Here is a 14,187-nt window from a genome sequence, read left to right as displayed (position 1 = left end):
TACCGGTTTTGAGGTGGCCAATTACCTAATTTTTAGGGAAAAAGTCCAGGGATTTTCCCCCTGATCACTCCCATACCTGGTACTTTTTGATTGACAAAAAGTCTAAAAGTCTTACCCAACAAGGTTTTTAGATTTATTCAGCAAACCCTATTTAGGGTTTGCTGCAAAAAGTACGGGTGAAGCATTCGGATAGAAAATCTCCGGTTTCACCGATAGGTTATTGTTCGAATGGTTCGCCCCTACAGGACGCTATGCTGTTGTAATCGTCGAAACTGTTCATCTGAGTAGGTAGGGTGCGTTAGGAGCGCCACAATATTATTTAATTTACATTAATTACATAGGCGACGTAACGCACCAATATTATCCTAAATCCGTTGAGTAACCCACAGAAAACGAGTTTCTCGGAGAAACCCGTTTTCTACCTCTAGTGTGACTCCGTTGGATATTTTTTCGGTAAATGGAGTAGGTGAAGCAATTAGGGGTATTGGTGAAACAGGCTTTTTGACTGCTTGTAAGGCATTTAAAACCTGTTGTGCTGTCCATCTTTGTCTTCTATCTTTTTGCAAACACCCTTCAATAATCGGTTTAAACTCTTTCGGTAAACTGGGGATTTGTAGCTCACAATTTATCACCTTTACCATTAATTGATTATTGTCATTATTAAACTTATAGGGAAGTTGATTAGTGGTCATTTGGATTAACATAATACCTAATGACCACAGATCCCAAGCTGAGGAAATATCACCCCTAAAGGCTTCGGGAGGCATATAAATAATTGTACCAGTATTGTGGACGGTTTGAGTGTGACTTTTATTATTTAAAGTTCTAATTAAGCCAAAATCTGCTAACTTGTATTGTTGATTAACCTTGAGGATATTACCCGGTTTTAAATCTCGATGGACTTTATTTTGTCGATGAAGATAATTTAAGCCCTGGGCGACTTGAGCAGTAATATTTGTAATCTCATCCGCTGACAAACTGGCTTTGGCAATGTGATTTTCTAGGCTACCCTGTGCCAATTCCATCACTAAATAAAGCATCTCTGTATTGAGAAAAGTAAATTCCCCCACCGCATAACTCTTAATTAAATTAGGATGTTCTAACTTTCTGGAATTTGTTAATTCAATTAATTTATCATCGCTACTTTCGGGGATAACTTTAATGGCAACTTCTTTGACCGATGTATTTCTGACCATTTCACTAGCATGAAATACACCACCAAAACCACCCGCACCGAGAAATTTATTAAGACGATAGGGGCCTATTTGTTGCCCTTCTAACATCTTCATCATTTGGTCTAGCATAATAATAACTCCTGAATTAGCCAATTTTTACGTTCTGTAACTATCCTATTAAGTGGGTGGTTTTAACGAAGGCAAGAAGCAAAAGCTTTATCGAAATGTGTAATTAATTTTGCTTAGGTACTTAATACTAAATCTGGCTATTAAATACTGATTATTTATTCCCTCGAGTAGAAAACCAGTTTCTCGGAAAAACCCGTTTTCTGTGGGTTACTCAAGGGATTTAGTATTAGTATGACATTGGGTGTCGGTTATATCATAATCAAAAAAGGTGGGCGATAAACCCACCAGAAAAATAACCCAAAAACCTTAACGATAATTAGGACTTTGGATATCTCTAAGACGCGCTTCGGGACGTTTAAATCTGTCCATTTGTGCCTCAAAGAATTGACGATTTTTAAGTAAATGTTTGGGATTAGGATCGTCGAGGGGATAAAGTAAAGCAGTGCGTAGAGCTTGAATAACTGCTGAAGTAACATTATACATCGAGCGCTGGAAACTAATACCCAATTGAATCAAAATATCGTCTTCCCCCCGGCAGTTTTGCTGATAGTAATCGATCAGATATTGGGGTAAAAAATGATACATATCATCCATTAACAAAGTGGGAGGAATTCCCGCAGTACCCACGGGGAAAACATCCGCATAAAGAATGCCATAGTGAAAGTCTTTTTGTTCGTCAGGAACCTGTTTTGCTTGGGCATTATAAGACTTTGTACCCCGGAAGGGAGCAGTACGATAAAAGACCGCTTCTACATAGGGTAAAGCTGCTTCATAAAGCCAAGTAAAAGCCTTTGATTTGGGGATAATTTCGTAGCATTGACCATCAATATAAACATGATGATAAATTGGCCGGCCGGCGATGGCAAAAATGCCATTAACGAGGAAATTCATGGCATCGGGAACACCTTTAAAGCCGCCTTCATCGTAGATATCAGACATCTCGAAAAATACTGGGGCCATCACTTCCCAGAATAGTCCTAAATTGGAGTAGTAGGACATCATCCGCACCTGTTCCAAAAACATATCGGGGAACAGGTCATAAAGTTTCATCATGACGGGATTTTTCTTGAAATAGGCCTTAATAGCGCGGTCGGCATTTTGGCGATATTCTTCTGAATCGAGATAGGCATCAAATAAACCCCAACCCATATCGCGGCCATGCCATAACATGGCTTGCATACAGGCTTCAGCAAATTCCATATTAATACGGTCATGCCAGAGGTGATGGATTAATCTGGGCATTTTTCTGGTTTTACCTTTATCCATGAATTCTAACAATTCAGGGTGAGCGGAACCCGTACCGCGCCAGATGCGTAAATCGGCATTATCGCCAGCGTAATGATTTTGTAGGTCTAGGTATTCTTGGGGTAGAAAATATTTAAAAAAGGGCAAAGGATCGAGGAAAACTCGTTCGGCAATATAGAGCAGATCTCGCCAATAAAAATCCATCGGCACAGCATAAGCTTTATAAATGCCGATAATTTGCATCAGGTTTTCGGGAGTATCCGGCAACATGGAGCCACCCGCTTCTAACCGGTGGATAATGTCGGCGAATTCGTGAGTAGAAGGGGGAATTTTGGCTTTGATTAATGTCCCAGTCATAGTTTTAGGTAAAGTAATTAGCAGCGGTTACAATAATTCGGAAACAGCAAGGGATAACTAACTAGGGTCTGCTGAAAAAGTTTTTCGTGGGGGCAGGGTGTGGGGTGTGGGGTGTGGGGTGTAGGGTTTTACCCATTTTCAGACGGTCAATTACCTAATTTTCAGGAAAAAAGTCCCGGAATTTTCGCCCCGATCACTCTCGGCTGGCACTTTTTGAGGTCAAAAAAGTCTAAAAGTCTTATCCAACAAGGTTTTTAGATTTATTAAGCCAACCCTAACTATTACTCAAATATTTACCCCGATTAAACCAGTTGGTTTTTGAGGACTTTTGCGGAGATTTTTTGAGGACAAAACTAGGTTTTGCTTGTCCCGATAAGCTGGCAACCATCGAGTTAGTGGTGGGTTCAATCCAACGGACTAAATAATTGGGTTGAATACCTAAAAAGACGATTAATACCATTAGGACAAAAGCGGGGATAGTTTCCGATTTCAGGACTTTGGGATAGTAGGCAAGTTTATTATCCAATTTACCAAAACAGGTGCGATTAAGCAGGATAACAAAGTAAACCGCCGTTAAACCGGAAGCGATGATACAGAGAACCGTCTGCACGGGAAAACGGGCGAAACTACCCTGAAAAACGATAAATTCCGCCACAAATCCCACTAATCCGGGGATACCAGCGCTGGCCATACCGGCGAGAATTAATAGGGCGCTAACCAAGGGTAAACCGCGAATTGGGTTCATTAAACCGTTTAAAACGTCTAAATCTCTGGTTCCGGCTTTGCGTTCGACGATGCCCACCAGATAGAATAAGAGGGCGAGAATAAGACCGTGGCTAATCATTTGCGCGACGGCACCAAGGACGCTTAAACCCGTGCCGGCGGCGGCTGCTACCAGTATATAGCCCATGTGACCGATCGAACTGTAGGCCACCATGCGTTTAATGTCTTTTTGGGCAATAGCGCTCAATGCCCCGTAAATAACGCTAATAACGCCGACAATTGCCAGTCCGGGGGCGATTAAAGACCAAGTTTCCGGGAATAATTGCAGACCAAAGCGAACTAAGCCATAAGTACCGAGTTTAGCGAGGATACCACCTAATAAAATTGCTGTAGCGGGGGAAGCTTCCGTATAGGCATCCGGTAGCCAAGTATGGAGAGGTACGAGGGGGATTTTGATACCAAATCCCACTAACAGCAGAGTTAAGAGCAGTAATTGGGTTTTTTGGGAGAAATCGGCGGTGGAGAGGGAGGAATAGTCAAAAGTACCACCGTTGAGGAAACCTATGCCTAAAAATGCCGCTAGGACTAATAACCCAGAGACAGCAGTGTAGAGAAGGAATTTAATCGAAGCATAGCCACGTTTTTCGCCTCCCCAGATAGCAATCATCAGATAAAAGGGGATTAATTCTAGTTCATAGAAAACGATGAACAGCAGCAGGTTTTTGGCCATTAATGCCCCAGAAACCCCGGCGTTAATCAGGAGGATTAGGATGTAATAAAGTCGGGGACGCTCTACTTTTTCTTCGGTACTATAGATAGCTATTCCTGTCAAGAAACAGTTTAAAATAATTAACGGTAAGGACAAACCATCGACTCCGAGGTTATAACTTAAACCGATTGGTTTTGCCCATTCGCGGTATTCAGAAAATTGAAAGCCATTACTGGTTAAGTTATATTGGGTCAGCAGATATAAAGACCAAAAGAGGACGGCGGCAACAAAAAAGAGGGTAATTTGACGTAATTTTGCTGGGGCAAATTTATCGGGGAAAAGACCGACGATAATTGCTCCAATTATTGGCAACCAAAGCAGGGTACTGAGCATATTGGAATCGATCAAATTTATAATGACTGGGATGAGAAAAGGATTAGCCAACCGACACGATGACTAATCTAGAATTGACTAAATTAAGCTCACTTTGCCGGTATCGAGATCGTAGTAGGCTCCAACAATTTTTAATTGTTTTTTATCTACTAAATCACCCATGACTGGGGACTTGCCTAATTTCTCTACTTGATAGATAACATTGGATTTAATGGCTCGCTCAAGTTTGTTGGAACCGGGTTGTTTTTCGGCCCGATCAACTCCCACCTGTAGGCCATCGATTAAACGACCGATTTGTCCGGGGAAACGACCGCCTTCAATGGTGGCTTTTACCGCTCCACAACGAGAATGACCAAGGACAACAATTACCTTGGCTCCTAACACCAACGTGCCGAATTCGAGGCTACCAATTTCTTCGGAAGTGGCTAAATTTCCCGCTACCCGACAAACAAATAGATCCCCTAATCCGCGATCAAAAACGATTTCTGCTGGTACGCGAGAATCGGCACAGCCCAAAATTGCCGCAAAAGGGGCTTGACTTTCGGCCACTTCTGTGAGTCGCGCTTGATCGCGGTTAGGACTTTTTTGTCTTCGTTCCCAGAAACGTTGATTGCCTTCCATGAGCATAGTTAAGGCCTGGTCTGGGTTCAATCCTTTATTTTGAGCAGTCAGCCATGGCTCAGAATTAACAGCAGTTTGGGCGTTAGTTTGGGACAGTTGCGAGCCTAAAATAGTAGCGGCTAGACTGGTTCCCAAAAAACCACCCCCATAACGGATTAATTGGCGACGAGAGGTGTTGAACATAGGTAATTGTTTCCATTAATCAGGACAAATCCTATTGTCAGGGCCGGGGATGCTAAAGAAAAGCCTAAGTTATCAAATCTTTAACTGAAAACTAGAGAAATTTGTGATAGTAGGGGCCAGCAGATGATAATACCGATCAAAGCCACCCCCAAAATAATCGACAGAAAGTAAAATTGGGTCTGGCCAGAAACGTTATATTTCAAACTCTGACCACCAAAAACCGTGGCTAATCCCACCAGATTAACAATGCCATCCACCAGAAAGGTATCGATCCAGTTAATAATTTGCGAGATTAATCCGACGACAAAAACGATCGTGACTTTATACAATTGGGCTGTATAAAGGTCGTTGGCAAAGAAATCTTGAAGGGCTTTGGGTTGAAAAACGATCGGTTTGGAGATATTTTCATTCAGATAAATATATGCTGCCGGAATTACGCCCCCAGCAGTGGAAAGCACCAAGAGAAAAGCAACTCCCAGATTTAAGTTACTTGGTAATAAATGCCATTGCGCTAATAAAATCGGCAGATGAAGGGCGAAACCCATGGTCACAGTCATGGGGATAACTAAGGGCCAAAGAGCTTCCGGAGAGCGCAGGGTCATTGGTTTGATTTTACCGCCAAAGAAAACGCAAAATTCTCTAGTGACACTAAAGGCAGTTAAGGCATTGACCAACAATAGCACTAATAACAGTAAACCACTGATTTCTGCGAGGCGATCGCCCATGCGGGCCAATGACCAAAAACCACCAAAGGGAGGCAGTGCGACTAAACTAGCGGCACCGACGAGATAACAAATGCCAGAAACGGGACGACGAGACCATAAACCGCCGTATTGGCTTAAATCTTGGCTGATATTATTCCAAATGATGTTACCCACCACCATGACTAACAGGGACATAGCGATCGCGTATGTAAAGAGTAACACTAAAGCGGTTTCCGTTTGTCCAGTGGCCACAGCGATAAAAATCAGTCCCATGTAGGCACTGACGGAATAGGAAAGGGATCGCTTGACATCGATCTGGGCGATCGCAATTAACCCCGCACCGATGGCAGTAACAGAGCCAACAATGATCATCACCTGTAAGGTTAAGGGCGATAATTGTAGCACTGGCTCTAATTTCACCAATAACCAAGCGCCAGTGGAAACGACGACGGTATTCCGCAGAATTGTCGCGGGCATCGGTCCTTCCATGGCCTCATCTAGCCATAAATGCAGGGGAAATTGAGCGCATTTGCCCATTGGACCTGCAATCAGGGCTAAACAGAGTAAATTGGCCACATTGGGGTTTAAATTGGCTGTAGCCGCCCATTCTGCCAATTGGTCAAAGTTCCAAGTTCCCGCCAGGGGTAAAAGGGCCACCACTCCCATCAACAGGATTAAATCGCCAATCCGTTTGGTTAGAAAAGCATCCCGCGCCCCCGTTACCACCAGAGATTGATTGAACCAGAAACCAATCAGCAGATAAGTGCCGAGGGTGAGAACTTCTAGCACACAATAGCTGAAAAATAGCGAATTACAGATAACTAGGGCGCACATACCCCCTTCAAAGAGGGCGACGAGAGAATAAAACCTTGCCCAACCCCAATCCATTTCTAGATAGGCGATCGCATATACCTGAGCGGCGAGGTTTAAGCCGGTAATTAGCAGTAACGCCCCGATATTAACGACCGAAATCTGCACATCTAAAGATATGCTTAAATCTGCGGCATTTAGCCAATTAAATGCTATAGATTGGGGCGGACGACCCCAAACGGCGAGCAAAGCGAAAAGGCTATGCAAAAAAGCCCAGCAGGTCATGATCAAGTTCAGATAACCAGCCGGTCGCGGGCCAGTTTGCCGGATAATACCGGGAGACCAGGGTAGGGCGAGAAGTGCGCCCGCAAAGGCATAAAGAGGTACCAACCAGATAGTCTGGCTGAAGGACTCGAACATATAACCACCTCAAGAAGAAAAATGATCCTGAATTAAAGTTTAAGGTTTAATGGGTCACTAATAGGCTGTGGCCATTTTTTAACGGGGCATGAATCGGGATGGCTTGACTAGCTTCCAGCAGGTATTTTAAAAAAGCATCGGCAATCACGGAAAGTTGTTTTCCGGCCAGATAACAAACGTACCAATTGCGCTGAATCGGAAACTGTTCCACGTCGAGGATGGCCAATTCGCCGTTTTCCCCTTCCGAGATGAGAGTGTGCTTAGATAGTACCGATAGTCCCAAACCGCCAGAAATAGCCTGTTTGATGGCCTCGTTACTGCCTAATTCCAAACGCACCTTAACTTTAATATCGTGGAGATTAAATAATTTTTGTACCGCTTGGCGGGTTCCAGATCCCGATTCGCGCATAATAAAAGGTTGATGGTTGAGGCACTCAAGGGGGAGATTTTTCTGTCCCACCAATGGATGATCCCGTCGCGCCACCACCACTAGAGGATTTTCCAGAAAAGACTGAGAACAAAGTTCCACTTCTTCTGGCGGTTGACTGAGAATATAGAGGTCATCCTCGTTATTTAACATTCGCTCTTGCAGTTTCTGGTGATTAGTCACCTGTAGGGCGATGTCAATACCGGGATACTGTTGACAGAACGCCCCCAGTAATCGCGGTACAAAGTATTTAGCGGTAGTAATTACGCCTAAAGTCAGTTTTCCCTGTCTAGTTCCCTTAATATCGGCCACTTTCATCTGAAAGTTGTCCAATTTATTAAAAATCTCTTGACAGGTGAACAGTAATTCCTGACCCGCTTCGGTTAAAAATAAACGTTTGCCAATTTGCTCGAATAGCGGTAAACCCACAGCTTTTGTGAGTTGTTTGACTTGGGTTGAGACGGTAGGTTGAGTGATAAATAACTCCTCGGCCGCCTTGGTGAAGCTACTGTGTCGTGCGGTAGCCTCGAAAACCCTTAACTGGTGCAGGGTTGCCTGTATCAAGTTCTTATCTCCTCCTCAATAATAACTATTTGTCACCATCAATCCTAACGCTTTTATAGATTCTAGTCAATTAACTTTTTGATAAATATAGACTCTACTAGATATAACCGCCGCTTAAGACCTTTTGTCAGCCATCAGCTTTTTTCTCCCTCCTCCCCACTCCCCCACTCCCCCATCTCCCCCACTCCCCAATTCATAATTCCTATTCATAATTCATAATTCATAATTATCTTGCTACAATCAAAAAACAACCATCTATTAAAAATAAAAGACAATGGTTAGTTATCTTGATATTGACGACGATCTTCTTTTCCCAGATAGTGATGGTCAACCGATGGCAGATAATACCGAACAATATGAGTGGATTGTCAAAATTAAGGAGAATTTAGAGATTATCTTTGCCGATGACCCTAGGGTGTTTATTGCCGGAGATTTACTCTGGTATCCTCTGCGTTCTACTTTGGTTTCACCGGTTGCTCCCGATGTGATGGTAGCTTTTGGCCGTCCCAAAGGACGGAGGGGTTCCTATCGTCAATGGCAGGAAGAAAATATCGCTCCTCAAGTAGTTTTTGAAATTCTATCACCGAAGAATACAAAAGCAGAGATGAGTCGAAAATTAGAGTTTTATGACACCTATGGTGTAGAAGAATACTATTTATATAACCCGATACGCTGTCGTTTACAAGGTTGGCAAAGACAGGGAGAAAATTTAAGAGAAATTATCCCCATCAATGACTGGATAAGTCCCCGCTTAGGTATGCGTTTTATCTGGGATAAATCTAGTTTAGAATTGTATCGTCCCGATGGAGAGAAATTTTTAACAACTGTTGAGTTAGAGTCTCAAATGCGTCAAGAAAAGAAACGCGCTGATAAAGAACAGAAACGCGCCGATAAAGAAAAGAAACGTGCCGATAAAGAAAAGAAACGCGCGGATCGACTAGCGGAACGCTTAGAGGCGTTAGGATTAACCTTAGAAGAAGAATAATACCATGCCATTACTTTGGAAAAATGGTATTTAGATTAAGTTTTTTCATAGGTTATTAGTAAACAATAATCAGTGAACTGATAACTGATAAGTAGGTAGGCGTTAAAAATTATCAGATGCCCCCCTTATTAAGGGGGGATTAAGGGGGGACTAAGGGGGGATCGGCACCCCCCTTATCAAGGGGGGCAGGGGGGATCGAACCTAAAATCCATTTTTAATTTAATTATAACCAGCTACTTAACTGATAACTGATAACTGATAACTGTTTACTGATAGCTAAAAAAATCTTTAAACTTCTAATAAATTTTCTAGGCGATCAAGAACGATATCGGTGATACACTTAATCCGGTATAAACAGGCTTTAGTATCTGTGGAGTTGAAAGTGCCATTTTCCCAATACTTGTTACTACCGGCACCACCCCCACAAACCCCAAAATAATCGCATTTTTGGCGACATAAATCGACTCCACCGCGTATATCAGCGTAAATTTTTTGAAATTTCTCAGTTTCACAGATAGATTCTAGGGAATCGCTCAAAACATTACCAAAGATAAAATCACCGTAGGGTTGGGTTTTAATCGATAGTAATTCCGGATCAAAAGTGGAAAAATTACCTTGATTATCAAAATTGACAATCATAAAAGGTCGATTCATATCGGTATTTTCTAAGCGTTCATCGGCATAAATCAAACTACAGATCGATTCAAATTCCCGCAGCTTAAATTCTCCTTGTTTAGCCGTGACTAACTGCCAAAATCTGGCGATAAACTGGCGATAACGTTGTTCAATCCCTAATTTATCTAAGGAAGATTGCGAATGAATCCCCTCGGTTTCTTCCATATTAAAAGCCACATCGGTAAGACCATGATCCCAGAAAAAGTTAAAAATTTCGTCGGGATAGTCGAGGGAATCTTCTGTTAAAACAGCGATGATACTAACATCAATTTCATGTTTTTGCAAGAAAGAAATCCCCCGCATAGTAGCAGCATGACTGCCAGTTCCCTTACGATTTTGCCGGTGGATATCATGAATGAAAGCCGGTCCATCAAGACTGACTCCTACATAAACATCATGCTTTTTAAATAATTGACACCAAGCATCGTTAATATAAGTGGCGTTAGTTTGTACCGAATGACGAAAACAATAACCCTGCTGATTATATTTCTCGCTAACTTCTGCAATTTTAGCAAAGGCACTTTCATAAAAACTGATGGGAACTGCTAAGGGTTCGCCTGCGTGCCAGCAAATGGTAAAATTATCTTGGAGAAAACGACTACTAAAAACCCTCTGAAAAATCGGCTCGATTAAATCTAAGGATAAGGTATTTTTTAAATGGCGATCGGGTAAATAACAGTAATCACAATTGAGATTACAAAAAGAAGTCGGCTGCACGACTACTAAAGTAATTGGACCACAATCCGACCAATCTATATTTACGGTTTTTTTCATGATTCTATTGTTTAAATTATCACTTAAGTATGATAACCGATTCTGGGAAGTCTATCTTAATTCTACCTATACTATTTCCTATTCCCTCAATAATAAATAATATAACTGACCGGGGGTATTAACTAAACCAGCTTTATCGCCAGCATTTTTTCCTGTTCCCATAAAAATATCTACCCTCCCAGTACCTTTAATTGCGCTGCCAGTATCTTGATCGAGAACATAGCGACTCACTAATTTTTTATTAAGATTTTCCTGGGGAATTTCTGTCTCAATTACCGCTAAAGCACCGGGGGGAAAAATACTTTTATCTGTAGCGATCGATCTTTCTGGTAAAACCGGAACTCCAATACTACCAGTGGGAGGCGCACCGTGGGTTTCTCGAAAGAAAATAAACCGATTATTGCGGGGGATATAATTCTTTAATTGCTCAGGATTACTTCTGAGAAAATCCAAAACCATTGGTAAGGTTAAACCCTCAGCAGGAAAAATACCATCGGCAATCATTTCTTTTCCCAGACTTGTGTAGGGATGCTCGGTATTGCCATCAAAACCGATGCTCATAATTTGACCATTAGGTAAACGTAATTTTGCCGAACCTTGCACATGAACTAAATAAGCTTCTAAGCGATCTTTTAACCAGACTAATTCGTATCCCGCTAGACGGCTATTTTCCCCTAGTAAACCATCTTTTCCCTCTAATTCTACCCTAGCTGGATGGGGTTTAGACCAGCGAGAAAAGTTAGCAGGTTGGCGATAGAGAGGATATTTATACTCGGCGTTTTTTTGCCGACTTGCTTGATAAATTGGCTCAAAATAACCAGTAAACTTAACATTTCCCTGACTATCATTACCCAAAGAACGATACCAAATAAATTCTTTTTTAACTGCCTTTTGTAGAGCTGCGGGAGTGGGAGAATTCTGCACTAATTGACGAAAACGTACTAAGGAACGCTGCACTCGCTGACGAGTTATTTCAGGAATAGGATAATTTTGATAGGCGCGGATCGCCGCCGAGCTATTCAGATAACGTAAACTATGATCGATCGCTTGTAGTAGGGTTTTTTTGTCCTTTGGCAGTCGTTCATCGTATCCCGTAGATGTTCCTAATTGTGAGATTTCAAGGCGTTCTAGGGGCAAATTTGCGGGGGTGAGGGCAATTAATCCCAAGCTGAGGGGGAGGAGTGCCAAAAGGTGTTTCATGGTTATAGGAGTGGGCAGCTATTGACGCGATTAACAATCAAAAAGGAGCAATGAGAAAAGTTGTTTATTATTTATATCATGAGGATAATTGTTGTCGATAAATTTTAATTTGTTCCAAGCGAGGGCCTACCTTAGAAATGATGGTAAATTCTAAATTTTGGTAATATAATTGTTCTCCCACCCTCGGTATTTTTTGCCAATGATGGAGGATAAAACCGGCTAGGGTTTGGTATTCATCGGCCAAGGGTAAGCTTAAATTTAATGCTTTGTTCACGTCCTCTAAATTCATTTGTGCTTGTACGAGAAAAGTTGATTCATCGAGGATTTGGTATTCTAATATTCCTGATTGATCACTAGGGGAAAAAGTTCCCAGAATCTCACCGATTAAATCTTTCAGGGTTAATAAACCGGCTGTTCTGCCAAATTCATCCACAATGATAACCATCTTTAAGGATGATTCCCGCATCACTGTTAGTAATTCATTTAAGGGAGTGGTTTCGGGGAAAAAACGCACAGGTTTCAACCAAGTTTTAATCGGGGTTGTTAAATTTAACTGACCTTCGGCAAGGGGTAAAGCTAAATCTTTAAAATCGATCAGACCACGGATATCATCGCTGGAATCTCCTTCCACAGGATAACAAGAATAGCCTCTGTTAACTACTTGTAGCAATAATTCCTCAAAAGTTGCGGTCGAGGGAATAGCTATTAAACGGTTATGGGGAACCATAATTTCTGAGGCAGTGATTTCGCCAAACTGGAAAACATTGTTTAAGATTTTCCTTTCCGCTGCTTCTAATCCTGTTAATTCCCCTTCCATGCTGATAATTAATTGTAATTCCTCGGAAGTTACCCGACTGGAACGCTGTAGATCCACTTCGGGAATACGGGTTAAAACCAATAAAAAACGAGTTGATTGGTTGAGAATACCGATAAAAGGCTTAAAAATCCGGGAAATAACGCCAATAGGTGCTGCTAATAATCGCGCCATCGGTTCGGCATAAATTAAAGCTAGGGATTTGGGATAAAGTTCCCCAAAAACTATCTGGAGATAGGCAACAATTAAAAAAGCTAGACAAAGAGAGAAACCATGGGAGAGAAGATTTTGCCAGTTTAAAGAAAAGGGTAAAAAACTTAGTAATTTCTTCACAAAAACGGTCATGGTACTCTCCCCGATCCAACCTAAAGCTAAACTAGAAAGGGTGATGCCTAATTGAGTAGTGGAAAGTAAGCGATCGAGACTTCTTTGTAGAGATTGTACCGTCTGCGCTGGCACATCTCCCGCAGCCACTAGCTGACTGACGCGGGTACGACGGACCGACACAAGCGAAAATTCCGCCGCTACGAAAAAAGCATTGAGGACGATTAGTAAAAAGACTAAAATTAAACGAGTCAATAAATCCTGATTATCCATAGCGAAAAGGCAAAATTCGCCTTTTTTAAAGCCTATCCCTTGGTTTCGTTCTTTGATTGCGGTTTGTTTTTCTGTTGTTGCATATAAACTCTCACTCTTTTAATTACTTCTTGTTCTTTCACGGGGATAAAAGTTTGATTGCGACCATAACTGGTGCGATCGTTGGTAAACTTTTTAGCGGGGTTGATATCCGGTTGACTGACTCCCTTCAGGGAGGCGATTCCCAATTGATAGGCTACCCAACCGCTACCGAAACCGGCGGCTAACATGGCTACCATCAAAAGGAGTCCTAACTGCAAGGAGGTGCTGATTGCAAATTTTTTCATCTTGGTGGGGCTGAATTTTCACGTTCAGAGTAATTACCGATCTATAATGAGTTAATAGTATAACCCAGGGTTGGCCGAGCGGTTGAGGCAACGAACTCATAATTCGTGCTAGGCAGGTTCAACTCCTGCACCCTGGATAGTTTTGATCGCTTCAGGCGATCGGGTTTGACTGCACTAGAGTAAGTTATAAGTTAATCTTGTTCTTGTTAGTGCAGAATAGTTACTAATTCTGTACGCAAATATTGCATCTAGAATTAGCTTTGTACGCTTTGACCCGTACTGGGTTAACTACGAACCTCTCTATCGGATTCCCGCTAAAGGCGGCCTCTCCGACTACCTTTCTTCCAATATTTAAG

At 42.0% G+C, this 14,187-nt stretch carries 10 protein-coding genes, 1 tRNA gene and 1 pseudogene; 2 read left to right on the top strand and 10 right to left on the bottom strand.

Features of this window, described 5'->3' with window-relative positions; translation table 11 throughout:
* Window positions 1-419: 419 nt before the first annotated feature.
* The 6 genes and pseudogenes from IM507_RS20015 to IM507_RS19990 all read right to left on the bottom strand — a co-directional run.
* Window positions 420-1,304, bottom strand: a pseudogene (locus tag IM507_RS20015) (serine/threonine-protein kinase); the annotation flags it as partial.
* A gap of 306 nt (window positions 1,305-1,610) precedes the next feature.
* The gene (locus IM507_RS20010; RefSeq protein ID WP_061433310.1) at window positions 1,611-2,906 is read right to left on the bottom strand and encodes a CO2 hydration protein; all 1,296 of its coding nucleotides are present in this window, start codon (window positions 2,904-2,906) and stop codon (window positions 1,611-1,613) included.
* A gap of 274 nt (window positions 2,907-3,180) precedes the next feature.
* Window positions 3,181-4,731: an NADH-quinone oxidoreductase subunit M gene (locus IM507_RS20005; RefSeq protein ID WP_287637599.1), complete on the bottom strand. Its 1,551-nt coding sequence runs from the start codon at window positions 4,729-4,731 to the stop codon at window positions 3,181-3,183.
* A gap of 78 nt (window positions 4,732-4,809) precedes the next feature.
* The gene (locus tag IM507_RS20000; protein ID WP_287637597.1) at window positions 4,810-5,535 is read right to left on the bottom strand and encodes a carbonic anhydrase; all 726 of its coding nucleotides are present in this window, start codon (window positions 5,533-5,535) and stop codon (window positions 4,810-4,812) included.
* A gap of 80 nt (window positions 5,536-5,615) precedes the next feature.
* Entirely contained in the window at window positions 5,616-7,469 is a 1,854-nt protein-coding gene (locus IM507_RS19995) for an NAD(P)H-quinone oxidoreductase subunit F (protein ID WP_287637596.1), read from the bottom strand.
* Window positions 7,470-7,515: 46 nt separating this feature from the next.
* A complete protein-coding gene (locus tag IM507_RS19990) occupies window positions 7,516-8,460 on the bottom strand; it encodes a LysR family transcriptional regulator (protein ID WP_002733390.1) in 945 nt (314 codons plus the stop codon).
* Window positions 8,461-8,734: 274 nt separating this feature from the next.
* Here IM507_RS19990 and IM507_RS19985 point away from each other — a divergent pair, with 274 nt between their 5' ends.
* Complete coding sequence (locus tag IM507_RS19985; RefSeq protein ID WP_024970630.1) at window positions 8,735-9,445, top strand: Uma2 family endonuclease; 711 nt, start codon at window positions 8,735-8,737, stop codon at window positions 9,443-9,445.
* 288 nt (window positions 9,446-9,733) lie between these two features.
* Here IM507_RS19985 and grrM read toward each other — a convergent pair whose 3' ends face one another.
* From grrM to IM507_RS19965, 4 genes are all read right to left on the bottom strand, one after another.
* On the bottom strand, window positions 9,734-10,894 hold the full coding sequence (gene grrM, locus IM507_RS19980) for a cyclophane-forming radical SAM/SPASM peptide maturase GrrM/OscB (protein WP_002732240.1): 1,161 nt from the start codon (window positions 10,892-10,894) through the stop codon (window positions 9,734-9,736).
* A 78-nt stretch (window positions 10,895-10,972) separates the two neighbouring features.
* The gene (gene mltA, locus IM507_RS19975) at window positions 10,973-12,094 is read right to left on the bottom strand and encodes a murein transglycosylase A (protein WP_002732036.1); all 1,122 of its coding nucleotides are present in this window, start codon (window positions 12,092-12,094) and stop codon (window positions 10,973-10,975) included.
* 76 nt (window positions 12,095-12,170) lie between these two features.
* Entirely contained in the window at window positions 12,171-13,505 is a 1,335-nt protein-coding gene (locus IM507_RS19970; RefSeq protein ID WP_002732609.1) for a hemolysin family protein, read from the bottom strand.
* 32 nt (window positions 13,506-13,537) lie between these two features.
* A complete protein-coding gene (locus tag IM507_RS19965; protein WP_002752521.1) occupies window positions 13,538-13,831 on the bottom strand; it encodes a hypothetical protein in 294 nt (97 codons plus the stop codon).
* A 64-nt stretch (window positions 13,832-13,895) separates the two neighbouring features.
* Here IM507_RS19965 and IM507_RS19960 point away from each other — a divergent pair.
* Window positions 13,896-13,968, top strand: a tRNA-Ile gene (locus IM507_RS19960).
* Window positions 13,969-14,187: the final 219 nt, after the last annotated feature.

This window comes from Microcystis sp. M20BS1, assembly GCF_020245305.1.
In the GTDB taxonomy this organism is placed as follows: Bacteria; Cyanobacteriota; Cyanobacteriia; order Cyanobacteriales; family Microcystaceae; genus Microcystis; species Microcystis ichthyoblabe_A.
This window is presented reverse-complemented; position numbering and strand designations above follow the sequence as displayed.